Below are 26,509 nucleotides of genomic sequence, written 5' to 3'. Positions count from 1 at the left end.
CCGACCGGCGAACCGGCGCGGAGCCACAGACGGCCGGTCCTTACGCCAACGGGTCCGGCGCCGCCGTCACGCCCAGCTCCGCCAGCTTCGCCTTGCCGCCGTCGACCGCCGTCAGGACCAGGGGGCCCTCCTCGGTCAGGGCGATCGAGTGCTCCCAGTGGGAGGACCAGGTGCCGTCCGTGGTGATGACGGTCCAGTCGTCCTTCAGGACCTCCGTCTGGGGGGTGCCCAGGGAGACCATCGGCTCGATCGCCAGGCAGAGGCCGGGGACCAGCTTCGGGCCCTTGCCGCGCTTGCGGGAGACGTAGTTCAGGAGGTGCGGGTCCATGTGCATCTCGGTGCCGATGCCGTGGCCGCCGTAGTCCTCGATGATCCCGTACCGGCCGAGGCTGTGGTCGCCGACGGCGGGGCGCGGCTGGCGCTTGATGTACGTCTCGATGGCCTTCGAGATGTCGACCAGACGGTTGCCGAGCTTCATGGCCGCGATACCGGCCCACATCGACTCCTCCGTGACCCGGGAGAGCTCGACGAGCTCCGGCGCGTGCCCGGTGCCCACGAAGGCCGTGTAGGCCGCGTCACCGTGCCAGCCGTCCACGATGGCGCCCGCGTCGATGGAGATGATGTCGCCGTCCTTGAGGACGGTCTTGTCGTCGGGGATGCCGTGGACGACGACCTCGTTCACCGAGGTGCAGATCGTCGCGGGGAACCCGCCGTACCCGAGGAAGTTCGACTTCGCCCCGTGGTCGGCGATGACCTTCCGCGCGACCTCGTCGAGATCACGGGTCGTGGCGCCCGGCACGGCCGCCTCACGGGTCGCCGAGTGAATGGCGGCGACGACCAGCCCCGCCTCGCGCATCTTCGCGATCTGCTCGGGGGTCTTGATCTGCACCATCGTGGCCGCGGCCTTTCCATCGAGTACGGGGAACAGAACAACGATACGGCCGCGGCACCCCCGAGGGGCACCGCGGCCGTATCGAACGAACCAGGGTTACTTCTTGAGCGCGGCCATCGCCTTCGCGGTGACCTCGTCCACCTTGCCGAGCGCCGAGATCGTCACGACCAGGTTCTGCGCCCGGTAGTAGTCGATGATCGGCTCGGTCTGCGTGTGGTAGACCTCCAGGCGCCGGCGGACGGTCTCCTCGGAGTCGTCGTCGCGCTGGAAGAGCTCGCCGCCGCAGACGTCGCAGACGCCCTCGGTCTTCGGGGCGTTGTACGTCAGGTGGAACACGTGCGCCGAGTCGTTACGGCAGATGCGGCGACCCGCGATCCGCTTCACGACCTCGTCCTCGGGGACCTCCAGGTCCAGGACCGCGTCGAGCTGCATGTCCTCGGCCTTCAGGACCACGTCCAGAGCCTCGGCCTGCGCCACGTTGCGGGGGAACCCGTCCAGCAGGAAGCCGTTGGCGGCGTCCGACTGCTCCATCCGGTCCTTGGCCATCCCGATGGTCACCTCGTCGGGTACCAGGTCCCCGGCGTCCATGAACGCCTTGGCCTTCAGACCCAGCTCCGTGCCCTGAGAGATGTTGGCGCGGAACAGGTCGCCCGTGGAGATGTGCGGGATGTCCAGGTTCTTGGCAAGGAACGCAGCCTGCGTTCCCTTGCCGGCACCGGGCGGTCCGACGAGGACGATTCGCATCAGCGGAGGAACCCTTCGTAATTGCGCTGCTGGAGCTGGCTCTCGATCTGCTTCACGGTCTCCAGCCCCACACCCACGATGATGAGGATGCTCGTCCCACCGAAGGGGAAGTTGGCATTGGCGCCACCGAAGCCTGCCAACGCCATCGTCGGCACAAGAGCGATCAGACCCAAGTACAGCGAGCCCGGCCAAGTGATCCGGTTGAGCACGTAGCTCAGATACTCGGCAGTAGGTCGACCAGCCCGGATACCCGGGATGAAGCCACCATACTTCTTCATGTTGTCCGCGACTTCCTCGGGGTTGAACGAGATCGCCACGTAGAAGAAGGCGAAGAACACGATCAGGAGGAAGTACGTAGCGATGTAGTAGGGGTGGTCACCCTTGACGAAGTGGGCTTCGATCCAGGTCTTCCACCCTGCGGTGGAGTTCGAGAACTGGGCGATCAAGGCCGGGATGTAGAGCAGCGACGACGCGAAGATGACAGGAATCACACCCGCCTGGTTCACCTTCAACGGGATGTACGTGGACGTACCGCCGTAGGAGCGCCGACCGATCATGCGCTTCGCGTACTGCACCGGGATGCGCCGCTGGGCCTGCTCGACGAAGACCACGAGGGCCACCATCACGAAGCCGATGAGGATGACGGTGCCGAACTCGATCCAGCCCTTGGCGAGCTTGCCGCTCTCCTTGATGGCCCAGAGGGCACCCGGGAAGCCGGCGGCGATCGAGATGAACATCAGGATCGACATGCCGTTGCCGATGCCACGGTCGGTGATGAGCTCACCGAGCCACATGACGATGCAGGTTCCGGCGGTCATCGTGATGACCATCGTGGCGATGGTGAAGATCGACGGGTCGGGGACGACCTGGTCGGCGACACGGCAGCCACTGAAGAGAGCACCGCTCTTGGCGGTGGCCACGAGACCGGTGCCCTGAAGGATGGCGAGGGCGACCGTCAGGTACCGGGTGTACTGCGTGATCTTGGCGGTACCGGACTGACCCTCCTTCTTGAGGGCCTCGAGTCGCGGGATCACGACGGTCAGCAGCTGCAGGATGATGCTCGCCGTGATGTACGGCATGATGCCGAGCGCGAAGATGGTGATCTGCAGCAGCGCGCCGCCACTGAACATGTTGACCAGGCCGAACAGGCTGTTGTTGCCCTCGCTGGCCTGCTTCACACACTGCTGGACGGCCTCGTAGCTGACGCCGGGGACCGGGATGTGGGCCCCGAGGCGGTACAGCACGATGATGGCGAGCGTGAAGAACAGCTTCTTGCGCAGGTCGGGCGTCTTGAACGCCCGGGCGAACGCGGTAAGCACGGTGCCTCCTGCGACCCCCGCGCTATGCGTCAAGGGTGACGGTCTTGAGGTTCGACGATTAGGTATCGGTCATCAATCCCGTGCGGGCATACCGCACGGAGCCTAGACAGTGCACGCCACCTTACCGGCGAGCATGCCCCCCTAGGAACGACCAATCGGGGATGCCCCTTTTGGGAGGCATCCCCGATCGGATGTTCAAGCCATCGAGTCGTCTTAGACGAGCTCGGTGACGGTGCCGCCGGCAGCGGCGATCTTCTCCTTGGCGGAGCCGGAGACGGCGTCAACCGTCACCTGCAGCGCCACGGTGATCTCGCCGGTGCCGAGCACCTTGACGAGCTGGTTCTTGCGAACCGCACCCTTGGCGACCAGATCGGCCACCGTGACCTCGCCACCCTGCGGGTAGAGCGCGGTGAGCTTGTCCAGGTTCACGACCTGGTACTCGGTGCGGAACGGGTTCTTGAAGCCCTTGAGCTTCGGCAGACGCATGTGGAGGGGCATCTGCCCACCCTCGAAGCGCTGCGGAACCTGGTAACGGGCCTTCGTGCCCTTGGTACCACGACCGGCCGTCTTACCCTTCGACGCCTCACCACGACCGACACGGGTCTTCGCGGTCTTGGCGCCGGGGGCGGGACGGAGGTTGTGGGCCTTCAGCGGGTTGGTCTCCGCCATGTCAGTCAACCTCCTCGACCGTCACGAGGTGGCGGACGGTGTGAACCATTCCGCGGAACTCGGGGCGGTCCTCCTTGACAACCACGTCGTTGACCTTCTTGAGGCCAAGCGAACGCAGGGTGTCGCGGTGGTTCTGCTTGCTGCCGATGTACGACTTCGTCTGCGTGACCTTGAGGCGAGCCATTACGCACCCGCCCCAGCACGTGCACGAAGCAGAGCCGCGGGGGCGACGTCCTCGAGGGGCAGACCACGGCGAGCCGCGATCTCCTCGGGACGCTGCAGGCCCTTGAGGGCCGCCACGGTCGCGTGCACGATGTTGATCGCGTTGGACGAGCCGAGCGACTTCGACAGGATGTCGTGAACGCCGGCGCACTCCAGAACGGCGCGCACCGGGCCACCGGCGATAACACCGGTACCGGGGGAAGCCGGCTTCAGCAGCACGACGCCCGCGGCACGCTCACCCGTGATCGGGTGAGGGATCGTGCCCTGGATGCGCGGAACCTTGAAGAAGTTCTTCTTGGCTTCCTCGACACCCTTGGCGATGGCCGCGGGAACTTCCTTGGCCTTGCCGTAACCGACACCTACGGTGCCGTCACCGTCGCCCACCACGACCAGCGCGGTGAAGCTGAAGCGGCGACCACCCTTGACAACCTTGGCGACGCGGTTGATCGCGACAACGCGCTCAACGTACGCGGTCTTCTCGGCGGCAGCGCCACCGTCGCGGCCCTTCCGGTCCCGCCGCTCGCCGCCACCGGCACCGCTTCCGCGGCGCTGGGGTCCAGCCATTGGATTTACCTCTCTCTGTTACGTCCGTTAGTCCCGGAACCGGGGCTTAGAACTTCAGCCCGGCTTCGCGGGCGGCGTCAGCCAGAGCGGCAATGCGCCCGGCGTACCTGTTGCCACCACGGTCGAACACGACAGCCTCGACACCAGCGGCCTTGGCGCGCTCGGCGACGAGAGCTCCGACCTGCTTGGCCTGCGCGGACTTGTCACCCTCGCCACCGCGGATCGACGCGTCCAGGTTCGACGCAGACGCAAGGGTGTGACCCTTGAGGTCGTCGATGACCTGAGCGGTGATACCACGGTTCGAACGCGTCACGACGAGGCGCGGACGCTCCGCCGTACCCGACACGTTCTTGCGGATGCGGATGTGGCGGCGCGCCTTGGCGGCACGCTTGTAAGCGTCGCCCTTGGCGATCTTCACACCGTATGCCATGGCTTACTTACCAGCCTTTCCGACCTTGCGGCGGATGACCTCGCCGGCGTACTTGACGCCCTTGGCCTTGTACGGGTCGGGCTTCCGCAGCTTGCGGATGTTCGCCGCGACCTCGCCGACCTTCTGCTTGTCGATGCCCTCGACCGAGAACTTGGTCGGCGACTCGACCTTGAACGAGATGCCCTCGGGCGCCTCGACGAGGATCGGGTGGCTGTAGCCGAGCTGGAACTCCAGGTTGGAGCCCTTCGCGGCCACGCGGTAACCGACACCGCTGATCTCGAGCGCCTTCACGTAACCCTGGGTCACACCGGTGATCATGTTGGCCACCAGCGTGCGGGACAGGCCGTGAAGGGCCTTGTTCTGACGCTCGTCGTTCGGACGGTTGACGTTCAGCACGCCATCCTCGCCCTTAACGATCTCGATCGGCGCGGCGACGGTGTGGCTCAGGGTGCCCTTGGAACCCTTCACCGTGACCGTGCGGCCCTCGATGGTGACGTCCACGCCGGCGGGAACCTGGATAGGCAGCTTGCCAATACGCGACATGAGCTTTCCTTCCTTTCCCGACTACCAGACGTAGGCGAGGACTTCCCCACCTACGCCCTTCTTGCCTGCCTGCTGGCCGGTCAGGAGGCCGTGGGACGTGGAGATGATCGCCACGCCCAGGCCGCCGAGAACCTTCGGCAGGTTGGTGGACTTCGCGTAAACCCGGAGACCGGGCTTCGAGATCCGCTTGATGCCCGCGATGGAGCGCTCACGGTTCGGACCGAACTTGAGCTCGAGGACGAGGTTCTTGCCGACCTCGGCGTCCTCGACCTTCCAGCCCGTGATGAAGCCCTCCTGCTGGAGGATTTCCGCGATGTGAGACTTGATCTTGCTGTGCGGCATCGTCACGGAGTCGTGGTATGCCGAGTTCGCGTTACGCAGACGAGTCAGCATGTCCGCGATCGGATCAGTCATGGTCATGAATTGGCCTTCGGCCTCTCTCGCCGGGGTTTCCTGTATGCGCCATCCCTCTCCCCACACAGGGGCGGGACGGGTGCGGCGCGGGGACCTACGGCGTAGTAAGTCGTACGGGCGACGGACGCCCAACCCTCCTAGCCTAAGCCATGGAGGGATGGGCATCCGACAACCCAGTGCTTACCGAGAGACTCCGGTCATCCCAACTAAGGGATTACCAGGAGCTCTTGGTCACGCCCGGCAGCTCGCCACGGTGAGCCATCTCACGAAGGCACACGCGGCACAGGCCGAACTTGCGGTACACGGAGTGGGGACGACCACAACGCTGGCAGCGCGTGTAGCCACGCACGCCGAACTTGGGCTTGCGGGCAGCCTTCGCGATGAGAGCCTTCTTCGCCATCTCGCTTACGCCTCCTTGAAGGGGAAGCCGAGGTGACGCAGAAGGGCACGGCCCTCGTCGTCGTTGGTCGCCGTGGTCACCACGGTGATGTCCATACCCCGGACACGGTCGATCTTGTCCTGGTCGATCTCGTGGAACATGACCTGCTCCGTGAGACCGAAGGTGTAGTTGCCACGCCCGTCGAACTGCTTGGGGGACAGACCACGGAAGTCGCGGATGCGCGGAAGCGCGAGCGACAGGGTGCGGTCCAGGAACTCCCACATGCGGTCGCCACGGAGGGTGACGTGCGCACCGATCGGCTGGCCCTCACGCAGCTTGAACTGCGCGATGGACTTACGAGCCTTGGTGACGGCCGGCTTCTGACCGGTGATCGTGGTCAGGTCACGGACGGCACCGTCCATGAGCTTCGAGTCACGGGCGGCGTCGCCGACACCCATGTTGACCACGATCTTCACGAGGCCGGGAACCTGCATGACGTTCTCGTAGGAGAACTCCTCACGCAGCTTGCCCGCGATCTCCTCGCGGTACTTCGTCTTGAGACGCGGAGTGGTGGTAGCCATCAGATGTCCTCACCCGTCCGCTTGGCAACGCGGATCTTGTTGCCCTCGTCGTCGAAGCGGAAGCCGACACGCGTGACGACCTTCTTGCCGTCCTTCTCCACGACCAGCTGGACGTTGGAGACGTGGACCGGAGCCTCGGTCGTGACGATGCCACCGGCCTGCGACGGGCCGGCCTTGGTGTGCTTCTTGACCCGGTTGACACCCTCGACGAGGACGCGGTTCTCGCGGGGGAAGGCCGTGATGACCTTGCCCTGCTTGCCCTTGTCCTTACCGGTGATGACCTGGACCAGGTCGCCCTTCTTGATCTTCATGCTTACAGCACCTCCGGCGCGAGCGAGATGATCTTCATGAACTTCTTCTCGCGCAGCTCACGGCCGACCGGGCCGAAGATACGGGTGCCACGAGGGTCGCCGTCGTTCTTGAGAATGACAGCGGCGTTCTCGTCGAAGCGGATGTACGAGCCGTCCTGGCGGCGGCGCTCCTTGACGGTGCGAACGATGACCGCCTTTACGACGTCACCCTTCTTCACGTTGCCACCGGGGATCGCGTCCTTGACGGTGGCGACGATGACGTCACCGATGCCCGCGTAGCGGCGACCCGAGCCACCGAGAACACGGATGCAAAGGATCTCCTTGGCACCAGTGTTGTCGGCGACACGCAGTCGCGACTCCTGCTGGATCACGTCTATCTCCTGATTGTCTGCCGGTTCCCGGCCGGGGCTTCACGAGGAAGCCCCGGCCGAGCCTGGCGGAACGAACTCGAAGGGTTACCCCTTCAAGCTGCGGTTACTGGATTTCGCTTGCGCGAAATGCCTACTTGGCCTTCTCGAGGATCTCGATGACGCGCCAGTGCTTCGTGGCGGACAGCTTCCGGGTCTCCATCAGGAGGACGCGGTCGCCGATGCCGGCAGCGTTCTGCTCGTCATGAGCCTTGAGCTTGTTCGTACGGCGGATGACCTTGCCGTACAGCGCGTGCTTGACGCGGTCCTCGACAGCGACGACGACGGTCTTGTCCATCTTGTCGCTGACGACCAGGCCCTCGCGGACCTTGCGAGCGTTGCGCTCGGTCTTCTCAGTCACGTTGCTCTCGCTCATCAGGCGTTCTCCACCGTCTCGATGCCCAGCTCGCGCTCACGCATCAGGGTGTAGATCCGGGCGATGTCCTTACGGACGGACTTGAGCCGGCCGTGGTTCTCGAGCTGGCCCGTCGCCGCCTGGAAGCGGAGGTTGAACAGCTCTTCCTTGGCCTCGCGGAGCTTGTTGAGAAGCTCCTCGTTGCCCAGCTCGCGCAGCTCGGACGCCTTGGTACCGGCGGTCATCACAGCTCACCTGCTTCGCGCTTAACGATCTTGCACTTCATCGGCAGCTTGTGGGCCGCACGGGTCAGGGCCTCGCGCGCGATCTTCTCGTTCGGGTAGGACAGCTCGAACATCACCCGACCGGGCTTGACGTTCGCGATCCACCACTCCGGCGAACCCTTACCGGAACCCATGCGGGTCTCGGCAGGCTTCTTGGTCAGCGGGCGGTCCGGGTAGATGTTGATCCAGACCTTGCCGCCACGCTTGATGTGGCGGGTCATCGCGATACGAGCCGCCTCGATCTGGCGGTTGGTCACGTACGCCGGCGTGAGGGCCTGAATGCCGTACTCGCCGAACGCAACCTGCGTACCACCCTTGCTCATACCCGAGCGCTTGGGGTGGTGCTGCTTGCGGTGCTTGACCCTACGGGGGATCAGCATTTCGGTCAGGCCTCCGTTCCGGTGCTCTCAGCCGGAGCGGCAGCGGCGGCGGGAGCGTCGGCCTTGGGGGCCTCGGCAGCCGGCGCGGACTGCTGCTGCGGCTTGCGGCCGCGGCCGCCACGCTCGCCACCACGGCCACCACGGCCGGCCGGGCGGTCGCCAGCGCCGGCACCACGGGCCGGGCGGTTACCCGCACGGGCCGCAGCGTTCTCGGCGCGGACCTCGGCGATGTTCTTGACGTCGCCCTTGTAGATCCAGACCTTGACGCCAATGCGACCGAAGGTCGTCTTGGCCTCGAAGAAGCCGTAGTCCACGTTCGCGCGGAGCGTGTGCAGCGGCACACGACCCTCGCGGTAGAACTCCGAGCGGGACATCTCGGCGCCGCCGAGACGACCGCCACACTGGATCTTGATGCCCTTGGCGCCGGCCTTCATCGTGCCCTGCATGCTCTTACGCATGGCGCGACGGAAGGAGACGCGGGAGGAGAGCTGCTCGGCAACGGCCTGAGCAACCAGCTGAGCGTCCATCTCGGGGTTCTTGACCTCGAGGATGTTCAGCTGGACCTGCTTGCCCGTCAGCTTCTCGAGGTCGCCGCGGATGCGGTCGGCCTCGGCGCCACGACGGCCGATGACGATGCCGGGACGCGCGGTGTGGATGTCCACCCGCACGCGGTCACGGGTGCGCTCGATCTCAACCTTCGAGATGCCGGCGCGCTCCATGCCGGACGTCATCATCCGACGGATGGCGACGTCTTCCTTGACGTAGTCCTTGTACAGCTTGTCGGCGTACCAGCGGGACTTGAAGTCCGTGGTGATGCCGAGCCGGAACCCATGCGGGTTAACCTTCTGGCCCATTACCGGGTTCCTTCCTTGCTGCTGACGACCACGGTGATGTGGCTGGTCCGCTTACGGATCCGGTAGGCACGGCCCTGAGCACGCGGACGGAACCGCTTCAGGGTCGGACCCTCATCCACGAACGCCTCGCTGATGACCAGCGAAGAGGCGTCGGTGTGGTCGTAGTTGTGTGCAGCGTTGGCGATGGCGCTGTCAAGCACCTTGCCAACCGGCACGCTCGCGGCCTGCGGGGCGAAACGCAGGACCGCCTGAGCCTCCGTGGCATCCATGCCACGGATAAGGTCCACCACGCGGCGGGCCTTCATGGGCGTGACGCGGATGTACCGCGCCTGGGCCCTGGCTTCCATGGTTGTCCTTCCAGTGTCTGTCATGGTCATTCCACCCCGCTACTAGCGGCGCTTCGACTTCCGGTCGTCCTTCACGTGACCCCGGAAGGTGCGCGTCGGCGAGAACTCGCCGAGCTTGTGGCCGACCATCGACTCGGTGACAAACACCGGAATGTGGGTCTTGCCGTTGTGCACCGCGATCGTGTGGCCGAGCATGGCCGGGATGATCATCGAGCGACGGGACCAGGTCTTGATGACGTTCTTGGTACCGGCTTCGTTCTGTACGTCCACCTTCTTTACGAGGTGGCCGTCAACGAAGGGTCCCTTCTTGAGACTGCGCGGCATCTAAACCCGCTCCTAGCGCTTCTTGTTCGTCTTGCGGCGGCGGACGATGTACTTGCTCGAAGCCTTCTTCGGCGAGCGAGTACGACCCTCCTTCTGACCCCACGGGGAGACCGGGTGACGACCACCGGAGGTCTTACCCTCACCACCACCGTGCGGGTGGTCAACCGGGTTCATCGCCACACCGCGGACGGTCGGGCGAACGCCCAGCCAGCGCTTACGGCCGGCCTTACCCCAGTTGATGTTCGACTGCTCGGCGTTGCCGACCTCGCCGATCGTGGCGCGGCAGCGGGCGTCGACGAGACGGATCTCACCGGACGGCATACGAAGGTGGGCCATCGTGCCCTCCTTCGCCAGCAGCTGCACGGAGGCGCCAGCGGAGCGGGCGAACTTCGCGCCACCACCGGGACGGATCTCGATCGCGTGGATCGTGGTACCGACCGGGATGTTGCGGAGCGCCAGGTTGTTGCCGGGCTTGATGTCCGCGCCGGGGCCGTTCTCGACGCGGTCACCCTGCGTCAGACCCTTGGGGGCGATGATGTAGCGCTTCTCGCCGTCCACGTAGTGGAGCAGCGCGATGCGCGCGGTGCGGTTGGGGTCGTACTCGATGTGCGCGACCTTGGCCGGCACGCCGTCCTTGTCGTGACGACGGAAGTCGATCAGACGGTAGGCGCGCTTGTGTCCACCACCCTGGTGGCGAACGGTGATCCGACCGGTGTTGTTACGGCCGCCCTTGCTGTGCAGGGGGCGAACCAGCGACTTCTCCGGCGTGGACCGCGTGATCTCGACGAAGTCGGCTACGGAGGAGCCACGACGGCCCGGCGTAGTCGGCTTGTACTTGCGGATTCCCATTTCTCAGTCCTCGTCCGATTCCGGACGATCCAGACCGCCCTTAGGCGGTCGGACCGCCGAAGATGTCGATACGGTTGCCCTCAGCCAGGGTCACGATGGCGCGCTTGGTGTCCTTGCGCTTGCCGAAACCGGCCTTGGTGCGCTTGCGCTTGCCCTGGCGGTTGATCGTGTTGACCCCGGTGACCTTGACCGAGAAGACCGCCTCGACGGCCTGCTTGATCTGAGTCTTGTTGGAGCCAGGCGCGACGATGAACGTGTACTTGTTCTCGTCCAGCAGAGCGTAGCTCTTCTCCGAAACGACCGGCTTGATCAGAATGTCGCGCGGGTCCGAGAAGGTCTTGCTGGTGACGACGGCCTCAGTCATCAGGCGTCGCTCCCTTCGGTCTCAGCGGTCTGGGGGCCAGACACGAAGGACTCGAGGGCGGCCTTGGTGAAGACCACGTCGTCGGAGACGATCACGTCGTACGTGTTGAGCTGGCCCGGCTCCAGGATGTGCACCTGGGGCAGGTTACGAGCGGACAGCCACGCGGCCTCGTCGGAGCGCTCGACGACCAGGAGCAGGTTCTTGCGCTCCGAGATCTTGCCGAACAGCGTCTTCGCGGCCTTGGTGGAGATGTCACCCTCGACCACGCCGGTCACGACGTGGATGCGGGAGTGGGTGGCCCGGTCCGAGAGGGCACCGCGGAGGGCGGCGACCTTCATCTTCTTCGGGGTCCGCTGCGAGTAGTCACGCGGCTGCGGGCCGTGGACGACGCCACCGCCGACGAACTGCGGAGCGCGGGTCGAACCCTGACGGGCGCGGCCGGTGCCCTTCTGGCGGTAAGGCTTCTTGCCACCACCACGGACTTCGCCACGGCGCTTGGTCTTGTGCGTGCCCTGACGGGCCGCGGCCAGCTGCGCGACGACGACCTGGTGGATCAGCGGAACGCTGACCTTGGCGCCGAAGATCTCCTCGGGGAGTTCGACGGTCCCGGTCTTGTCGCCTGCCGGCGAAAGGATGTCAATGGTGCTCATCGGTTCCTCAAACCCCCTTGGCCGCGGTGCGGACCAGGACGAGGCCACCGTTGGGGCCGGGGACGGCGCCCTTGATGAGCAGCAGACCCTTCTCGGCGTCAACGGCGTGGACGGTCAGGTTCTGGGTGGTCACGCGCTCGTTGCCCATGCGACCAGCCATCTTCATACCCTTGAAGACACGGCCCGGGGTGGCGCAGCCACCGATGGAACCGGGCTTGCGGTGCACGCGGTGGGCACCGTGCGACGCCTTGCCACCACGGAAGTTGTGGCGCTTCATGACACCGGCGAAGCCCTTGCCCTTGCTCTTACCGGTGACGTCGACCTTCACGCCGGCCTCGAAGAGCTCGGCGGTGATCTCCTGGCCGAGCGTGTACTCGGAGGCGTCAGCGGTGCGGAGCTCCACCAGGTGGCGGCGCGGGGTGACGTCGGCCTTGGCGAAGTGACCCTTGAGGGGCTTGTTCACCTTGCGAGGGTCGATCTCGCCGAAGGCGATCTGGACCGACTCGTAGCCGTCGACGTCGTTCGTACGGACCTGGGTCACGACATTGGGGCCGGCCTTGACGACGGTCACCGGAACGATCCGGTTGTTCTCGTCCCAGACCTGCGTCATGCCGAGCTTCTCGCCCAGGATGCCCTTGATGTTCTTAGCCATCTCGCGCGCCCTCAGAGCTTGATCTCGATGTCAACGCCCGCCGGGAGGTCGAGACGCATGAGCGAGTCAACCGTCTTCGGCGTGGGGTCGAGGATGTCGATGAGGCGCTTGTGCGTGCGCATCTCGAAGTGCTCGCGCGAGTCCTTGTACTTGTGCGGCGACTTGATGACGCAGTACACGTTCTTCTCAGTGGGCAGCGGCACCGGGCCTGCGACCGACGCACCAGTGCGGGTCACCGTCTCGACGATCTTCTTCGCCGAGGAGTCGATGACCTCGTGGTCGTAGGCCTTGAGCCGGATGCGGATCTTCTGTCCCGCCATGGCTACTAGTAGTCCTTTGTCTCGTAACGCTCTGGAACCCGATCGGCTTCGCTTACTGAAAAGCGTTGTCGTATCTCCGACCCACGCGGTCGGGCGTGTCGCACTCCCTCTACGCAGAAATCCCTGAGGATTTCCCAACCAAGGGGGCACGGTCGCCATGAACCGCAGGCCGGGGGCAAAACACCCACCGGGTGCCTGGTCTGCACCCCGCTGACGCTTCCCAGAAGATTCCCGTACGTCCGCCCCTGAAAAGGAGCGACGAGTACTGTGGGACTCGCTTCCGGTCCTCCCGACGGGAGGCGCGCAGCATCGGCACTCAACCGAGCAACCCCGACAGTCTGCCATACGGGGCCATCCGGCCGCCAATCGGGAGCGAAGACTGTACCCCACGTCACGTCAGGCCATGCGCCGGGGCGCACGCGCCTGGCTCGCCCGCCCCCCTTCCCCCGCTCATCCCAAGCGCCGTGCCCGCTCGGTGAGATGACGCCGCTCAGGGGCACTGGTCGTACGGCGTGCCGCCTCCCGGTAGACCTCCGCCGCCGTCTCCCGGTCGCCGAGGAGTTCGAGCAGATGAGCCCGGGTGGCCAGCAGCCGGTGGTGCCGAGCCGTCCTCTTGTCCCGCGCGAGCTCGTCCAGGAGGGCGAGACCGGCCGCCGGTCCGTGGACCATGGCGACGGCCACCGCACGGTTGAGGGTGATCATCGGGTTCGGCCCGGTCCGCTCCAGGAGCTCGTAGAGCGCGAGGATCTGCGGCCAGTCGGTGGCCTGGGCGGTCTCCGCCTCGTCGTGGACGGCCGCGATCGCCGCCTGGAGCTGGTACGGGCCCACCTGGCCCCGGGGCAGGGTGCGGCTGATCAGCGCGACGCCCTCCGCGACGAGCCGGCCGTCCCACCTCCCCCGGTCCTGCTCCGCGAGCGGCACCAGTTCTCCGTGCGGTCCCGTCCGGGCCGGCCTGCGGGCGTCCGTGAGCAGCATCAGGGCCAGCAGGCCCGCCGTCTCGGTGTCCTCGGGCAGCAGCCGGTGGAGCAGCGTCGCGAGCCGGATCGCCTCCGTGGACAGCTCGGGCGCGGTGAGCTCGTCGCCGCCGCTGGCCGTGTAGCCCTCGTTGAAGACGAGGTAGAGCACGTGCCGGACCTCGGCGAGGCGGGCCGTGCGGTCCTCCGGGGGCAGCGTGAGCGACCCGCCCGCCGCCTTGATCGTCTGCTTGGCCCGGCTGATGCGCTGCGCCATCGTCGACTCGGGGACGAGGAAGGCGGCGGCGATCTGCGCGGTGGTGAGACCGCCGACCGCGCGCAGGGTGAGCGCGATGCGGCTGGGCGGGGAGAGATCCGGGTGACAGCAGAGGAAGAGCAGGGCGAGCGAGTCGTCCCGGTCGGAGCCCGGCTCCTCGTCGGCGGCGTGCGCGAGGAGTTCCGAGTCGGGGGTGGCGAGGGCGAGGGCGTCCTCGCGGCGGCGCCGCGCGGCCTCGCTGCGGACCTGGTCGACGAGCTTGCGGGAGGCGACGGTGACCAGCCAGCCGCGCGGGTTCTCCGGGACGCCTTCCCCGGGCCACTGCCGGGCGGCGGCGATCAGGGCCTCCTGGACGGCGTCCTCGCAGGTGTCGAAGGTGCCGTACCGGCGGACGAGCACGCCGAGGACCTGCGGCGCGTACGTGCGCAGCAGGTCCTCGATGCCGGTGGGGCCGCTCACACGTCCGCCGCGGACTCGTGCAGGACCGGCCACAGCTCGACGGGGTCGACGTCCGCGAACGGCATGTCCGCGGCGATCTGCTGGGCCCGCTCCAGGCTGTCGCAGTCGAGCAGGTAGAAGCTGGCCAGGTACTCCTTGGTCTCCAGGTAGGGGCCGTCGGTGACCGCCGGGGCGCCGCCCTCACGGCGTACGAGCTGGGCGGCGGCCGCGTCGGCGAGTCCGTACGCGCCGATCAGCTCACCGCTCTCCCGGTACTTCCGGTTGAAGGCGTCCTGGCGGGCGATCGCCTCGGGCCAGGCCTCGGCCGGGAAGGAGTCCCACTTGGCCTGGCTGCCGTAGATCATCGCGACGTACTTCATCTCGGGTGTCCTCCCCGTCCCGCGCGCCCCTGTGGCGTGCTGTCACCCCTTGGTCGGAGCCGCCGGCCGGTCCTCGACATGATCGACGGCGATCTTCGAAGATCTTTTTCCGGTGGCCGAATCCTGCCACTCGGCGACCCGTCCACACACAACCCCGAGCATCGAATATTCGTCTTGCTGAGGACCGCAAAGCCCAGGGGACGGACCGCGTACGTGACCACAGCACCCCGTCGGCGGGCGGTTCTCGCCGCCGCCCTCGCCGTCACCTCGGCCGTCGCCGGGTGTTCCGTGCCCGAGCCGCGCAGGACCGCCCCGACCGTCGACCCCGCGCCCGGCAAGCCGATCGCCTCCGCGCGGACCCGGCGGGCGCTGCTCCTGCAGGTCGCCGCGCACCCGGACGACGACCTGTACTTCATGAACCCCGACACCCAGCGCCTCCTCGACGCCGGGGTCCCGCTCGTCTCCGTGTACGTGACCGCCGGCGAGCACACCGGCCGGAACCGGATCAAGGGGATGCCGGACACTCCCCCGGACCGCGCCGCCTACTCCTCGGCACGCCACCAGGGCCTGCGCCAGTCGTACGCGGCGGCGCTCGGCCTGCCGATGTTCACGCCCTGGCGGCGTGAGGTGCTCACGCTCCCCGGCGGCCGTCGGGCGGAGACGGACACGCTCACGCACGGTGGACGCCGCATAGAGCTGATCTTCCTCAACCTGCCCATGCACACCAACCGGCGCTACATGGCCCTGCCCGCGCTCTGGCACGACCGCGCCCTGGAGCTGCGGACCCATCTGTCGACCGGTTCGTCCGTCACCCGCTCGGACACCTACGACTACGACCAGCTGGTCGGCGTCCTCGTCGGGCTGCTCCGCCGCTTCCGGCCCACGGTGGTGCACACCCTCGACCCGGATCCGGACGTCCAGACCGGCGACGAGGCCACCCGCAGGCGGGACTCCGAGCAGCCCGGCTACTCCGACCACGGGGACCACACGGCGGTCGCCTCCTTCACCTGGGCGGCGCTGAGCCGCTGGGTCTCGGACGCGGTCCGGGACGGCAACCCGATACCGGCTTTCACGACGACCGCCTTCCGCGGCTACTACAACCGCCATTGGCCCAAGAACCTCCCCCCGCAGGTGCTCAAGGAGAAGGCAGGGCGCCTCGTCCCGTACGGCGGGGACCCCTCCTGGGAGTGCGGAAACCCCTCGGGCTGCGGCGACTACGGCGTCGGCGGCGACCGGCCGCTCACCAACCGCAAGGGCTGGGTCCGCTCCACCCACCACCGCTGGCCGTCCGCCGGCCCGGCGCTCGCCGAGGAGCCGGACGGCCGCCTCACCGCGTACGGAGTGCTGGGTCTGCGCGCCGTCCGCTGGCGGGAGACCGCACCCGGCGTCTGGAGCGAGCCGGCGGACCTCGGCGGCGGGCCGCTCGCACCCGCGCTCGGCTCGGCGGTGCTCGGCGACGGCCGGGTGCTGCTCTTCGGGGTGCGGTTCGCCGCGATCGACGGGCACGGCGGGTCGAACCGGCGCGAGCTGGTGCTCCTGGAGCAGCGCTCCCCCGGCGGCCCGTTCCTGGCCTGGCGCGGGCTCGGCAATCCGGAGCGCGGTGACGACCGGGGCCGTCGGGTCGGCGCCCCGGTGGCGGTCGCGGCCCCCGACGGCCGGGTCCATCTCTTCGTACGGAACGCCGACAAGGGCGTCTCCACCCTGGTGCGGTCGGCGGACGGGTCCTGGAGCCCGTGGCGGACGCTTCCCGGCACTGCGGAGGTCCAGGACGGTCTCGCCGTCTCGCTCGACGCGACGGGCCGGGTGCACCTCCACGCGGCGGGGCGGGAGTCCGTACGCCACTGGGTGGACGGGGTGGAGCGGCCGGAGCCGCTGCCGCTCTCCGGGTCCACGGTGGCGGCGGCCGGAGGCGAGCTGTACTACCGGCGGCCGGCGAGCGGGGAACTCCTGGGCCCGGCGGGCGACGCCGGTCTGGACGGTTACGGGGGTGTGGTCGCGGCGCGCTCCGCGGCGCTCGGGACCGTGCTCCTCGGCACGGACGCACGCGGCCGGGTGCGGGTGCGGGCCGGAGGCCGGCTGCGCACCCGTACGGCGGGGCCGTCGGCGGTGTCGGCCGCGCTGCACCTGGGGACGGGCCGGGCGACCGTGGTGGGTCTGGGCGCGGACGGCCACCCCTGGAGCTGGACCCCCTAGGAGTCGGGAGCGCGAGAAGGCCCCGCACCTTTCGGTGCGGGGCCTTCTCTTTACTGCTCAGCAGCTCGCTGGAGCTACCAGGTCAGATCGCCGATCAGGCGGTGATCTTGACGACCTGGCCGGCGCCGACGGTCCGGCCACCCTCACGGATGGCGAACTTGAGGCCCTCCTCCATGGCGATGGGCTGGATCAGCTCAACGCTCATGGCGGTGTTGTCGCCCGGCATGACCATCTCGGTGCCCTCGGGGAGGGTCACGACGCCGGTCACGTCCGTGGTACGGAAGTAGAACTGCGGGCGGTAGTTGTTGAAGAACGGGGTGTGACGGCCACCCTCGTCCTTCGACAGGATGTAGGCCTGGGCCTCGAAGTTCGTGTGCGGCGTGACCGAACCCGGCTTGATGATGACCTGGCCGCGCTCGACGTCCTCACGCTTGATGCCACGGAGGAGCAGACCGACGTTCTCACCGGCCTGGCCCTCGTCGAGCAGCTTGCGGAACATCTCGATACCGGTGACCGTGGTGGTGGTCTTCTCGGTCTTGATGCCGATGATGTCGACGGTCTCGTTGACCTTGAGGACACCACGCTCGATACGACCGGTGACGACGGTGCCACGACCGGTGATCGTGAAGACGTCCTCGATCGGCATGAGGAACGGCTTGTCGACCTCACGCTCGGGCTGCGGGATGGACTCGTCGACCGCGTGCATGAGGCCGAGGAGCTTCTCGCCCCACTCCTTGTCGCCCTCGAGCGCCTTGAGCGCCGAGACACGGACGACCGGAAGGTCGTCGCCCGGGAAGTCGTACTCGGAGAGGAGCTCACGGACCTCGAGCTCGACGAGCTCCAGGATCTCCTCGTCGTCCACCATGTCGGCCTTGTTCAGGGCGACGACGATGTACGGAACGCCGACCTGGCGGGCCAGGAGCACGTGCTCCTTGGTCTGCGGCATCGGGCCGTCGGTGGCGGCAACCACGAGGATCGCGCCGTCCATCTGCGCGGCACCCGTGATCATGTTCTTGATGTAGTCAGCGTGACCCGGGCAGTCGACGTGCGCGTAGTGACGCGACTCCGTCTGGTACTCGACGTGCGCGATCGAGATCGTGATACCGCGCTGGCGCTCCTCGGGAGCCTTGTCGATCTGGTCGAAGGCCGAGGCCTCGTTCAGGTCCGGGTACGCGTCGTGCAGCACCTTGGTAATGGCGGCCGTGAGGGTCGTCTTACCGTGGTCAATGTGACCGATGGTGCCGATGTTGACGTGCGGCTTAGTCCGCTCGAACTTTGCCTTCGCCACTGAATCCTCCTGCGGAGTGGTTCTGTACGCCTTGCTCATCGGCGCCAGGTGATCTTTGCTGGGATGCCATCCGCCGGGGCCCGATCCCTCGGGTTTCGGGGGCTGAGCCCCGGCGACTGGTGTCAAGCCTAAAGCGTGAACTCGGAAGAGTTACTCGCCCTTGGCCTTCGCGATGATCTCCTCGGCGACGTTCCGCGGAACCTCGGCGTAGGAGTCGAACTGCATCGAGTAGCTTGCGCGACCCGAGGTCTTGCTGCGGAGGTCGCCGACGTAGCCGAACATCTCCGAAAGGGGCACGAGGCCCTTCACGACGCGAGCGCCGCTGCGCTCCTCCATGGCCTGAATCTGACCACGGCGGGAGTTGATGTCGCCGATGACCTCACCCATGTAGTCCTCGGGCGTGGTGACCTCGACGGACATCATGGGCTCGAGGATGACCGGCGAAGCCTTCCGCGCGGCCTCCTTGAAGGCCTGCGAACCGGCGATCTTGAACGCGAGCTCGGAGGAGTCGACCTCGTGGTAGCCACCGTCGAGAAGGATGACGCGGACGCCAGTCATCTCGTAGCCGGCCAGGATGCCGAACTGCATGGCCTCCTGCGCACCCGCGTCGACCGAAGGGATGTACTCCTTCGGGATGCGGCCACCGGTGACCTTGTTCACGAACTCGTAGGAGGCGTCGCCACCCTCGATGGGCTCGATCGCGATCTGCACCTTGGCGAACTGACCGGTACCACCGGTCTGCTTCTTGTGGGTGTAGTCCACGCGCTCGACGGCCTTGCGGATCGTCTCGCGGTACGCGACCTGCGGCTTGCCGACGTTCGCCTCGACCTTGAACTCGCGACGCATGCGGTCGACGAGGATGTCGAGGTGAAGCTCGCCCATACCACCGATGATGGTCTGGCCGGTCTCCTCGTCCGAGTGGACCTGGAAGGAGGGGTCCTCCTCCGCGAGACGCTGGATGGCAACACCCAGCTTCTCCTGGTCACCCTTGGACTTGGGCTCGATGGCGACCTGAATGACCGGCGCCGGGAAGTCCATGGACTCCAGGATGACCGGGTTCTTGTCGTCACACAGCGTCTCACCGGTGGTGGTCTGCTTGAGGCCCATGACGGCGACGATGTCGCCGGCGCCCACCGAGTCGATCTCCTCACGCTTGTTCGCGTGCATGCGGTAGATCTTGCCGATGCGCTCCTTCTTGCCCTTGACGGAGTTCAGCACCGCGGTGCCGGCCTCCAGGCGACCGGAGTAGATCCGGACGAAGGTGAGCTTGCCGAGGTGCGGGTCGCTCGCGATCTTGAACGCGAGGGCCGACAGCGGCTCGTCGTCGGACGGCTTGCGCTTGACGACAAGCTCGGCGTCCTTGACGTCGTGGCCCTCGATGGCCTCGACGTCCAGGGGCGACGGCAGGTAGCGGACGACAGCGTCGAGCAGGGGCTGAACGCCCTTGTTCTTGAACGCGGTGCCACAGAAGACGGGGGTGATCGTCTTCTCGCCGCCACCCTTGCCGGAGGCGATGGTGATACGACGGACAGCCGCGTACAGCTGCTCCTCGGTGGGCTCGACGCCCTCGAGGAAGAGCTCCATGAGCTCCTCGTCGTTCTCCGCGACGGTCTCGACCAGCTTCGCGCGCCATTCGTCGGCGAGCTCGGTGTGCGAGGCCGGGATGTCGACGACGTCGTACATCTCACCCTTGCTGGCCTCGGCGGACCAGACAAGCGCCTTCATACGGACCAGGTCGACAACGCCCTGGAAGTCCATCTCGGAGCCGATGGGCAGCTGCATGACGATCGGGACGGCGCCGAGGCGCTCCACGATCATGTCGACGCAGCGGAGGAACTCGGCACCCGTACGGTCGAGCTTGTTGACGAAACAGATACGCGGCACGCCGTAGCGGTCCGCCTGACGCCAGACAGTCTCGGACTGGGGCTCAACGCCGGCCACACCGTCGAACACGGTGACAGCACCGTCGAGCACGCGCAGCGAACGCTCCACCTCGACGGTGAAGTCGACGTGACCCGGCGTGTCGATGATGTTGATCGTGTGATCGACATTCTCGAGCGGCCAGTGGCAGGTCGTCGCGGCAGACGTGATCGTGATGCCGCGCTCCTGCTCCTGCTCCATCCAGTCCATCGTGGCAGCGCCGTCGTGGACTTCACCGATCTTGTACGAAACGCCGGTGTAGAACAGGATCCGCTCGGTGGTGGTCGTCTTCCCCGCGTCGATGTGCGCCATGATGCCGATGTTGCGCACCTTGGCAAGGTCAAGCGAAGTGGTAGCCATATCGGCTCAGTCTTCTCTCGGTCTCGATGTGGGTTGCGACTACCAGCGGTAGTGCGCGAAGGCCTTGTTGGACTCGGCCATCTTGTGCGTGTCCTCACGCTTCTTGACGGCCGCACCGAGGCCGTTCGAGGCGTCGAGGAGCTCGTTCATGAGGCGCTCGGTCATGGTCTTCTCACGACGGGCGCGGGAGTAACCCACGACCCAGCGGAGCGCCAGGGTCGCGGCGCGGCCCGGCTTGACCTCGATCGGCACCTGGTAGGTGGCGCCACCGACACGGCGGGACTTGACCTCGAGCGAGGGCTTGACGTTCTCAAGCGCGCGCTTCAGCGTGATGACCGGGTCAGCGCCGGTCTTCTCGCGGAGGCCTTCCATGGCGCCGTAGACGATGCGCTCGGCGGTGGAACGCTTGCCGTCCAGCAGGATCTTGTTGATCAGCGAGGTGACAAGAGGAGAGCTGTAGACCGGGTCGATGATGACCGGGCGCTTCGGGGCGGGGCCCTTACGAGGCATTCTTACTTCTCCTTCTTGGCGCCGTAGCGGCTGCGAGCCTGCTTACGGTTCTTGACGCCCTGCGTGTCGAGGGAACCGCGGATGATCTTGTAGCGAACACCCGGCAGGTCCTTCACACGGCCACCACGCACGAGCACGATCGAGTGCTCCTGCAGGTTGTGACCCTCACCCGGGATGTAGGCCGTGACCTCGATGCCGGAGGTCAGACGCACACGCGCGACCTTACGGAGCGCCGAGTTCGGCTTCTTCGGGGTGGTCGTGAACACACGCGTGCAGACGCCGCGACGCTGAGGGGAACCCTCGAGTGCGGGCGTCTTGTTCTTCTCGACCTTGTCCTGCCGGCCCTTTCGGACCAGCTGCTGGATCGTAGGCACTACTTCTCCGGTTTCTGTGTGCCGTCGGTGAAACTAACCTGGAACATTCGCCGACCCACGCGGTCGGGTGTGTCGAATCGCGCGGACCCCTCCACCAGAGTGGAAAGGCGCGGATCACGGTGGCCGATATATGACTCGCCTTGCGGTTGATGACACGCACGCGAGCCCAGGCACACCCCAGGCACAAGGCTTGAGCGTACCTATCGCATGGACTCCGGTCAAAACAAATGCCCACGCGCACGTGGTCCCGGCCGAGCAAGGCCGGGACCAGGCAAGATCATGCGGGGACCGGGGTCAGTCCCGGGCGGTGCGGCGCGGTTCCGGGGCCTCGGCGGGCCCCTCGGCCTCCGTGTCGGGCTCCAGGAACTGGTTCACGACCTTGACGAAGACGCCCATGCGCTCGTCGGGCACCCCCAGCCAGCGGGCGAAGTCCTCCATCGAGGGCTGCCAGTCGCTCGGCGGCAGCAGATCCGCCGCCATCGGGAGCTCCTCGGGCGACACGCGGCCGGACCGGATCAGCATGTCGCGGACCGAGACGCCCAGCAGCGGGGCGATCCTGCGCATGGTCTCCAGGTCGGGCATGCTCTGCCGCTGCAGCAGCCGCGTCACGGCAGCCCGGTGCACCCCGGCCTCGTCCGCGATCCGGGACTTGCCGCCGCCGCGCGGGCTGTCGATGTCGTAGCCACGCTGTCGCATCAGGCCTTCGACCCAGCCTGCGAACTCGTCCAGCCCACGAGTGGTCATGTACAGCTCCTCACTCCACTCCTCCAGGCGCTCAACTCTAGCGTGCTTGCGCGCAAGGAATTACCTGGTTTCGGGTACGCAACGTGTCGAATCGATGAAGGTGGCTCCAGAGGTGCCACACATTTTCTTGTTGCGCGCCCGCACGCAACATGTAAGTCTGGCTCGCCGCCGCACTCGTCGGCCCCCTGAGCCCCAACGGCCCCATCGGCCCCATGGGAGTCCCCGGGAGCCCCGGACCGTGGAGAACCTCTTGTTCCAGCCCGACCCCGCCCCCTGGCAGGCCGCCGCCGCGTGTGCCGGCCTCTCCCCGTCCGTCGTCTTCGCCCGCCGTGCCAAGGAGGCGGCCCCGGCGCTGCGCGCCTGCGCCGACTGCCCCGTCCGCCGCGAGTGCGAGACGGCGGTGGCCCCCGCCGAGAGCTACTTCGACGGCGTCTGCGCGGGCCGCCTCTACCGCAACGGGCGGCCGGCGGACCCGGCGCGCGTCGCGAAGGCGGTCGCCCTCACCCCGACGCTCGCCTGGAGCGGCCGCCGTGGCTGACCGCACGCCCCCCATCGCATCCGTCGAACCGGTGCTGCGTGACATCGCGCTCTGGACCGCTTCCCTCGTACGCCAGTTCCCCGAGCTCGCCGAGGAGCTCGCGCCCGGCCGCCGCGGCCCCGCCGGGAGCGCCCCGGCCCCCTCCCCTGCCGGCCGCGACGAGCAGATCCGCGAGGAGCGCCGTGAGGCGCTGCTGCTCCAGCAGCGGCACGGGCTCGCCGTCCCCGGCCATGGCGCCGCCCCCATCCGGCTGCACGTCTCCGACGCCATCCGCGACATCACCGACGGGGTGGTGGAGCTGGAGGAGGCCGTGTGCGCCCGGCTCGCGCTCCCCCGGCCACCCCGCGCGGGGGTCGTCGACCGGCTCCGGCGGGTGGTGGGACTGCTCGACGCGATCGCCGCCGAGCCGGACCTGGCCCGGCACGTACGGGACGAGATCCGCCGGATGGCCCGGCGCTGCGCCCGGACGCTCGGCGACTCGGAGGCGGTGGTCCGGGTGTCGGGCCGCTGCCCCTGGTGCGACTCGGTGTCGCTGCGGGCCTTCCCCGACCGGCGCGCGGTGCTCTGTGTGAACCCGGCCTGTGTGTGCACGGACGAGGTGTGCGGCTGTCAGGACGACCCCGCCTACCGGCATCTGTGGCCGGAGCGGGAGTGGGAGGAGCTCGCGGCGGCCTCCGGAGCCCTTGCCGAGGAGATCGAGGCGGCGATGGACTCGACGACGAGCACGATCGCGGACCCCACGACGAACGACACGGAGGAGACCTCGTGCTGAGCTCGCTCGCCCTGCCGGCCCTGATTCCGGGACCGCTCGCCGCCGAGGAGGCGGGTGTCGCCCCCGCGACCATCCGCAAGTGGGTCCAGCTCGGTCATCTGCGGGCGGCCGGCAAGGCGGGCCGGGCACAGCTCTTCCGCCTGGAGGACGTCTTCGCCGCCGAGCGTGTCGCCCGCCGCCGTCCCCGTACCGCCTGACTCCCCCCGTACGAGAAGCGCCCCCGTCCAGGAAGGACGGGGGCGCTTTCTCATGCCGCTTTCTCATGCCCTCAGGAATCGGTCGAGGGAGGCCGTGAAGGCGGCGACGAAGCGGTCGCGGGTCTCCTCGGGGACGCGGTCCAGGGAGAGATAGGGGTTGAGGTCTTCCAGTTCGACGAGGAGCAGCTCGCCGCCGGGGGCGCGGCAGGCGTCCACGCGCTGGATGCCGTGGTCGAGGGTGTTCCAGTCGACGAAGCGGCGGGCGAAGGCGAGGTCGTCCTCGGTGGGCTCGTACGGCTCCAGAACCCAGCGGCGTTCGGGGTCGGGGGCGTGGAGGGCGTACTGGAAGAGGTCGTCGACGAAGTAGAAGGAGACCTCGTACCGGAAGTCGATGCGCGGCTGGACGAGGAGGCCGTCGTACGCGAGGCCGGCGAGTTCCTCGTACGCCAGGAAGCGCAGGCCTATCGAGTCGGCCCCGGCCTTGGGCTTGACCGCGTACGCGGTGGCGGCGGGCAGCCGGTGGAGGTCCTCGGGCCGGTCGACGGTGGGGATGACGGGGTATCCGGCGGTGGTCAGGTCGAGCAGGTACTGCTTGCCGGCCATGTCGCCGCGGCCGTGGAGCGGGTTGTAGACGCGGGTGCCCTCGGCCAGGGCGCGCTCACGGAAGGCGTCGTACTCCTTCTGGTAGCCGAGGACCGGGCCGCTGTTGCGTACGACGACGGCGTCGAAGCCGTCCATGAGCGCGGCGGCGTCGAGCGGATGACAGATCGCCAGGTCGAAGGTCTCGCGCAGCCGGGCGGTGAGGTGGATGTCCTCGTCGCAGTAGCGCCGTCCACGGGCCGGGTAGGCGAGGTCGGTGACGTACAGAAGGCTGGGGCGGGCGGGCACGGGGCGGCTCCTCGGTCGGTGGCCGCCAACCTATCCGGCGCCTGTCCGGGCCCCGCGCGTAAGGACCCGCGGAGGGCCGTGCAGGGGATGGGCGAACGAGGATTTGTCGACCGTCCAGAACTAGTTGCGTGCGCGCACGCTCTCTGTCACAGTTGGTGCAGCGGCGGAGCTGCGCCCGAACAACGGGCGGCGGCTTCGCCGTTCGCCGTCCGGGTGCGCTGCCGCGCCCCGCCCCCTCCCGCCGGAGCGCCCTGGGCGGCACCCCGTCCCGCACCCCTCACCCGAGGAGAAACCGTCATGACCACTCCCCCGAGTGCATTCCCGGACGTCGAGAAGCTGGTCGTCGACGTCCTCAAGGCCGATCCGGCGCTCGCCGGCGCGACCATCGCGGTCAACGCGCCGGCGGGCTTCGACGGCACCCAGCTCGCCGTCCTGGTGAACCGCCGCGGCGGCGCCTGGATCGGCGACCTGCACGTCGACATGCCGCTGATCGAGTTCGAGGTGTACGGGCCGACCAAGAACGCCGCCCACGTCCTCGCCAACGGCGCCCGCCGGGCCCTGCTCGCCACCATCGGCAAGCAGATCGGCGCCAACAACGTCGTCCACGACGTCGAGGAGCAGGACGGGCCGCGCTGGCTGCCCGACTACCTCTACCGGGGCGCCAACCGCTACCTGTGCGTCATCCGCCTCTCCCTGAGCGTGTTCTAGCCGCTCGCCCCGAGCGCCCAGTCGCTCGCCCCACAGACCAGGCCTCGCCGTCCGGCGGGGCCTTTGCCGTACCCGGACAGAGCGTCCGGGGCGGTCAGCCTCTCACCAAGGAGAAACACACCATGGCAGGAAACAACTCGGCCGAGATCCGCGTCGCCGGTACCGGCAAGCTCTACGTGGCCGACGCGGGCACCTCCGCCCCGGCCACGTTCGGCACCGACTCCGCCGCCGACTGGTCCGGCGCGGGCTGGAAGGACCTGGGCTTCACCTCCGGCGACGGCGTCACCTTCTCCAAGAAGGACAAGCTGGAGCCGATCGACTCGTGGCAGTCGGTCTCCCCGATCCACTTCATCTACTCCAGCCGTGACCTCTCGCTGAAGTTCTCGCTGCTCCAGTTCAACGAGGACACGCTGCCGTTCTTCATGGGCGGCGACGCCGTCAAGGCGGAGCCGACCCCGGCCGTCGACACCTACCGCTACGAGATCGCCGAGCGTCCGTTCGCCGACGTGCGTGCCCTCGGCCTGGAGTTCACCGACGTCAAGGCCGGTGGCACGACCGCGGTCAAGTACCGCTTCATCATCCCGCGCGGCCAGGTCACGGCCACCGACGACATCAAGCTGGCCCGCAAGGCCGCGTCGCAGCTGGGCGTCACCTTCACCGCCATGTCGAAGGGCGACGGCAAGCCGCTGGCGACCTTCCTCATGAAGGACAGCCAGTACTCCGCGACCGTCTGATCCCTTCTCCAGGGGCGGGACGGAGAGATCCGTCCCGCCCCGCCCCTCTCCTCTTCACTCACTCGAACAAGGAGTACGCATCACCATGGCCCGTTTCGACGTCAACGCAGCCCGCGCCCAGCGGCAGGAGGCCCACGGCCGCGCCTGGTCCTTCGAGCTGGACGGCGAGAGCTACACCCTTCCGACCGAACTGAGCCGTGCGACGGCCAAGGCGCTGCGCAAGCTCGACGACAACGACGTGGACGGCTTGCTCGAACTCCTGATGGGTGAGAAGCAGTTCGCTCGCTTCGAGCAGCACGACGTCACCATGCAGGACATCGCCGCCATCCTGGAGGCCTACGGCAAGGAGACCGGGCTCGGCCTGGGGGAAGACTGAGCCTC

At 67.6% G+C, this 26,509-nt stretch carries 39 protein-coding genes; 7 read left to right on the top strand and 32 right to left on the bottom strand.

What is annotated here, in order from left to right:
• Nucleotides 1–40: 40 nt before the first annotated feature.
• The 26 genes from map to OG514_RS16830 form a co-directional block, all read right to left on the bottom strand.
• On the bottom strand, nt 41–892 hold the full coding sequence (gene map / locus OG514_RS16955) for a type I methionyl aminopeptidase (RefSeq protein WP_266895453.1): 852 nt from the start codon (nt 890–892) through the stop codon (nt 41–43).
• Between the two features lie 96 nt (nt 893–988).
• Nucleotides 989–1,636 carry an adenylate kinase gene (locus OG514_RS16950; protein WP_266895451.1) on the bottom strand — a complete coding sequence of 216 codons (648 nt, stop codon included), beginning with the start codon at nt 1,634–1,636 and terminating at the stop codon, nt 989–991.
• The gene (secY, locus tag OG514_RS16945; RefSeq protein WP_266895449.1) at nt 1,636–2,955 is read right to left on the bottom strand and encodes a preprotein translocase subunit SecY; all 1,320 of its coding nucleotides are present in this window, start codon (nt 2,953–2,955) and stop codon (nt 1,636–1,638) included. The genes OG514_RS16950 and secY overlap by 1 nt, the downstream gene beginning before the upstream one ends.
• Nucleotides 2,956–3,168: 213 nt before the next feature.
• Nucleotides 3,169–3,624: a 50S ribosomal protein L15 gene (rplO, locus tag OG514_RS16940; protein ID WP_030318646.1), complete on the bottom strand. Its 456-nt coding sequence runs from the start codon at nt 3,622–3,624 to the stop codon at nt 3,169–3,171.
• A 1-nt stretch (nt 3,625) separates the two neighbouring features.
• Nucleotides 3,626–3,808, bottom strand: a complete 183-nt coding sequence (gene rpmD / locus OG514_RS16935) for a 50S ribosomal protein L30 (RefSeq protein WP_015035589.1) — start codon at nt 3,806–3,808, stop codon at nt 3,626–3,628.
• Nucleotides 3,808–4,410 carry a 30S ribosomal protein S5 gene (rpsE, locus tag OG514_RS16930; RefSeq protein ID WP_030214033.1) on the bottom strand — a complete coding sequence of 201 codons (603 nt, stop codon included), beginning with the start codon at nt 4,408–4,410 and terminating at the stop codon, nt 3,808–3,810. Before rpsE ends, rpmD begins: the two co-directional genes overlap by 1 nt.
• A 46-nt stretch (nt 4,411–4,456) precedes the next feature.
• On the bottom strand, nt 4,457–4,840 hold the full coding sequence (rplR, locus tag OG514_RS16925; RefSeq protein ID WP_015035587.1) for a 50S ribosomal protein L18: 384 nt from the start codon (nt 4,838–4,840) through the stop codon (nt 4,457–4,459).
• Nucleotides 4,841–4,843: 3 nt separating this feature from the next.
• Nucleotides 4,844–5,383 (bottom strand): 50S ribosomal protein L6, encoded by a 540-nt coding sequence (gene rplF, locus OG514_RS16920; protein WP_121830637.1) that lies wholly within the window; start codon nt 5,381–5,383, stop codon nt 4,844–4,846.
• 21 nt (nt 5,384–5,404) lie between these two features.
• Nucleotides 5,405–5,803, bottom strand: a complete 399-nt coding sequence (gene rpsH / locus OG514_RS16915) for a 30S ribosomal protein S8 (RefSeq protein WP_015035585.1) — start codon at nt 5,801–5,803, stop codon at nt 5,405–5,407.
• A 208-nt stretch (nt 5,804–6,011) separates the two neighbouring features.
• On the bottom strand, nt 6,012–6,197 hold the full coding sequence (locus OG514_RS16910) for a type Z 30S ribosomal protein S14 (protein WP_003948630.1): 186 nt from the start codon (nt 6,195–6,197) through the stop codon (nt 6,012–6,014).
• 5 nt (nt 6,198–6,202) lie between these two features.
• The gene (rplE, locus tag OG514_RS16905; protein ID WP_106975815.1) at nt 6,203–6,760 is read right to left on the bottom strand and encodes a 50S ribosomal protein L5; all 558 of its coding nucleotides are present in this window, start codon (nt 6,758–6,760) and stop codon (nt 6,203–6,205) included.
• Nucleotides 6,757–7,068, bottom strand: a complete 312-nt coding sequence (gene rplX, locus OG514_RS16900; protein WP_024755412.1) for a 50S ribosomal protein L24 — start codon at nt 7,066–7,068, stop codon at nt 6,757–6,759. Before rplX ends, rplE begins: the two co-directional genes overlap by 4 nt.
• Before the next feature lie 2 nt (nt 7,069–7,070).
• Entirely contained in the window at nt 7,071–7,439 is a 369-nt protein-coding gene (rplN, locus tag OG514_RS16895; RefSeq protein ID WP_003956455.1) for a 50S ribosomal protein L14, read from the bottom strand.
• Nucleotides 7,440–7,569: 130 nt separating this feature from the next.
• Nucleotides 7,570–7,851 carry a 30S ribosomal protein S17 gene (gene rpsQ, locus OG514_RS16890; protein WP_015035582.1) on the bottom strand — a complete coding sequence of 94 codons (282 nt, stop codon included), beginning with the start codon at nt 7,849–7,851 and terminating at the stop codon, nt 7,570–7,572.
• Nucleotides 7,851–8,075, bottom strand: a complete 225-nt coding sequence (gene rpmC, locus OG514_RS16885; RefSeq protein WP_147980754.1) for a 50S ribosomal protein L29 — start codon at nt 8,073–8,075, stop codon at nt 7,851–7,853. The genes rpsQ and rpmC overlap by 1 nt, the downstream gene beginning before the upstream one ends.
• Entirely contained in the window at nt 8,075–8,494 is a 420-nt protein-coding gene (gene rplP, locus OG514_RS16880; protein ID WP_015035580.1) for a 50S ribosomal protein L16, read from the bottom strand. The genes rpmC and rplP overlap by 1 nt, the downstream gene beginning before the upstream one ends.
• 5 nt (nt 8,495–8,499) lie before the next feature.
• A complete protein-coding gene (rpsC, locus tag OG514_RS16875; protein ID WP_017239578.1) occupies nt 8,500–9,348 on the bottom strand; it encodes a 30S ribosomal protein S3 in 849 nt (282 codons plus the stop codon).
• Nucleotides 9,348–9,695: a 50S ribosomal protein L22 gene (gene rplV, locus OG514_RS16870; RefSeq protein ID WP_056552397.1), complete on the bottom strand. Its 348-nt coding sequence runs from the start codon at nt 9,693–9,695 to the stop codon at nt 9,348–9,350. The genes rpsC and rplV overlap by 1 nt, the downstream gene beginning before the upstream one ends.
• Before the next feature lie 42 nt (nt 9,696–9,737).
• On the bottom strand, nt 9,738–10,019 hold the full coding sequence (gene rpsS, locus OG514_RS16865) for a 30S ribosomal protein S19 (RefSeq protein WP_024755409.1): 282 nt from the start codon (nt 10,017–10,019) through the stop codon (nt 9,738–9,740).
• A gap of 12 nt (nt 10,020–10,031) precedes the next feature.
• Entirely contained in the window at nt 10,032–10,868 is an 837-nt protein-coding gene (rplB, locus tag OG514_RS16860) for a 50S ribosomal protein L2 (RefSeq protein ID WP_266895432.1), read from the bottom strand.
• A gap of 40 nt (nt 10,869–10,908) precedes the next feature.
• On the bottom strand, nt 10,909–11,232 hold the full coding sequence (rplW, locus tag OG514_RS16855) for a 50S ribosomal protein L23 (protein ID WP_015035575.1): 324 nt from the start codon (nt 11,230–11,232) through the stop codon (nt 10,909–10,911).
• Nucleotides 11,232–11,882 carry a 50S ribosomal protein L4 gene (rplD, locus tag OG514_RS16850; protein WP_189831625.1) on the bottom strand — a complete coding sequence of 217 codons (651 nt, stop codon included), beginning with the start codon at nt 11,880–11,882 and terminating at the stop codon, nt 11,232–11,234. The genes rplW and rplD overlap by 1 nt, the downstream gene beginning before the upstream one ends.
• Nucleotides 11,883–11,889: 7 nt before the next feature.
• On the bottom strand, nt 11,890–12,534 hold the full coding sequence (rplC, locus tag OG514_RS16845) for a 50S ribosomal protein L3 (protein WP_148005762.1): 645 nt from the start codon (nt 12,532–12,534) through the stop codon (nt 11,890–11,892).
• Between the two features lie 11 nt (nt 12,535–12,545).
• Nucleotides 12,546–12,854, bottom strand: a complete 309-nt coding sequence (rpsJ, locus tag OG514_RS16840) for a 30S ribosomal protein S10 (protein ID WP_003948644.1) — start codon at nt 12,852–12,854, stop codon at nt 12,546–12,548.
• 450 nt (nt 12,855–13,304) lie between these two features.
• The gene (locus OG514_RS16835; RefSeq protein ID WP_266895423.1) at nt 13,305–14,543 is read right to left on the bottom strand and encodes an RNA polymerase sigma factor; all 1,239 of its coding nucleotides are present in this window, start codon (nt 14,541–14,543) and stop codon (nt 13,305–13,307) included.
• Nucleotides 14,540–14,902 carry a YciI family protein gene (locus OG514_RS16830; protein ID WP_266895421.1) on the bottom strand — a complete coding sequence of 121 codons (363 nt, stop codon included), beginning with the start codon at nt 14,900–14,902 and terminating at the stop codon, nt 14,540–14,542. Before OG514_RS16830 ends, OG514_RS16835 begins: the two co-directional genes overlap by 4 nt.
• 213 nt (nt 14,903–15,115) lie before the next feature.
• On the opposite strand from OG514_RS16830, the gene OG514_RS16825 reads away from it, so the two are divergent.
• Nucleotides 15,116–17,095 carry a PIG-L family deacetylase gene (locus OG514_RS16825; protein WP_266895419.1) on the top strand — a complete coding sequence of 660 codons (1,980 nt, stop codon included), beginning with the start codon at nt 15,116–15,118 and terminating at the stop codon, nt 17,093–17,095.
• Between the two features lie 94 nt (nt 17,096–17,189).
• On the opposite strand, the gene tuf is transcribed toward OG514_RS16825, so the two are convergent.
• The 5 genes from tuf to OG514_RS16800 form a co-directional block, all read right to left on the bottom strand.
• Nucleotides 17,190–18,383 (bottom strand): elongation factor Tu, encoded by a 1,194-nt coding sequence (tuf, locus tag OG514_RS16820; RefSeq protein ID WP_266895417.1) that lies wholly within the window; start codon nt 18,381–18,383, stop codon nt 17,190–17,192.
• 150 nt (nt 18,384–18,533) lie between these two features.
• Entirely contained in the window at nt 18,534–20,663 is a 2,130-nt protein-coding gene (gene fusA, locus OG514_RS16815; RefSeq protein ID WP_266895415.1) for an elongation factor G, read from the bottom strand.
• A gap of 39 nt (nt 20,664–20,702) precedes the next feature.
• Nucleotides 20,703–21,173, bottom strand: a complete 471-nt coding sequence (gene rpsG / locus OG514_RS16810) for a 30S ribosomal protein S7 (protein WP_018101248.1) — start codon at nt 21,171–21,173, stop codon at nt 20,703–20,705.
• A gap of 2 nt (nt 21,174–21,175) precedes the next feature.
• Complete coding sequence (gene rpsL / locus OG514_RS16805; protein ID WP_003948652.1) at nt 21,176–21,547, bottom strand: 30S ribosomal protein S12; 372 nt, start codon at nt 21,545–21,547, stop codon at nt 21,176–21,178.
• 294 nt (nt 21,548–21,841) lie between these two features.
• Nucleotides 21,842–22,291 carry a helix-turn-helix transcriptional regulator gene (locus OG514_RS16800; protein ID WP_266895412.1) on the bottom strand — a complete coding sequence of 150 codons (450 nt, stop codon included), beginning with the start codon at nt 22,289–22,291 and terminating at the stop codon, nt 21,842–21,844.
• Nucleotides 22,292–22,529: 238 nt separating this feature from the next.
• On the opposite strand from OG514_RS16800, the gene OG514_RS16795 reads away from it, so the two are divergent.
• Genes OG514_RS16795 through OG514_RS16785 form a run of 3 tightly spaced genes read left to right on the top strand, consistent with a single transcriptional unit; the run spans nt 22,530 to nt 23,798 of the window.
• A complete protein-coding gene (locus OG514_RS16795) occupies nt 22,530–22,829 on the top strand; it encodes a WhiB family transcriptional regulator (RefSeq protein ID WP_266895410.1) in 300 nt (99 codons plus the stop codon).
• A complete protein-coding gene (locus OG514_RS16790) occupies nt 22,822–23,601 on the top strand; it encodes a hypothetical protein (protein WP_266895408.1) in 780 nt (259 codons plus the stop codon). The genes OG514_RS16795 and OG514_RS16790 overlap by 8 nt, the downstream gene beginning before the upstream one ends.
• The gene (locus OG514_RS16785; protein ID WP_266895406.1) at nt 23,595–23,798 is read left to right on the top strand and encodes a hypothetical protein; all 204 of its coding nucleotides are present in this window, start codon (nt 23,595–23,597) and stop codon (nt 23,796–23,798) included. Before OG514_RS16790 ends, OG514_RS16785 begins: the two co-directional genes overlap by 7 nt.
• A gap of 63 nt (nt 23,799–23,861) precedes the next feature.
• Here OG514_RS16785 and OG514_RS16780 read toward each other — a convergent pair whose 3' ends face one another.
• A complete protein-coding gene (locus OG514_RS16780; protein ID WP_266895404.1) occupies nt 23,862–24,686 on the bottom strand; it encodes a hypothetical protein in 825 nt (274 codons plus the stop codon).
• A gap of 297 nt (nt 24,687–24,983) precedes the next feature.
• Between OG514_RS16780 and OG514_RS16775 the strand changes: the two genes are divergently transcribed.
• The 3 genes from OG514_RS16775 to OG514_RS16765 all read left to right on the top strand — a co-directional run bounded on the left by OG514_RS16775 (nt 24,984) and on the right by OG514_RS16765 (nt 26,504).
• On the top strand, nt 24,984–25,394 hold the full coding sequence (locus OG514_RS16775) for a hypothetical protein (protein ID WP_266895402.1): 411 nt from the start codon (nt 24,984–24,986) through the stop codon (nt 25,392–25,394).
• A gap of 122 nt (nt 25,395–25,516) precedes the next feature.
• Entirely contained in the window at nt 25,517–26,128 is a 612-nt protein-coding gene (locus OG514_RS16770; protein WP_266895400.1) for a phage tail protein, read from the top strand.
• 85 nt (nt 26,129–26,213) lie between these two features.
• The gene (locus tag OG514_RS16765) at nt 26,214–26,504 is read left to right on the top strand and encodes a hypothetical protein (RefSeq protein WP_266895398.1); all 291 of its coding nucleotides are present in this window, start codon (nt 26,214–26,216) and stop codon (nt 26,502–26,504) included.
• Nucleotides 26,505–26,509: the final 5 nt, after the last annotated feature.

The sequence above is a fragment of the Streptomyces sp. NBC_00572 genome (assembly GCF_026341815.1).
In the GTDB taxonomy this organism is placed as follows: Bacteria; Actinomycetota; Actinomycetes; order Streptomycetales; family Streptomycetaceae; genus Streptomyces.
The sequence above is the reverse complement of the archived record's forward strand: the minus strand, read 5'-3'. Positions and strand labels throughout refer to the sequence as shown.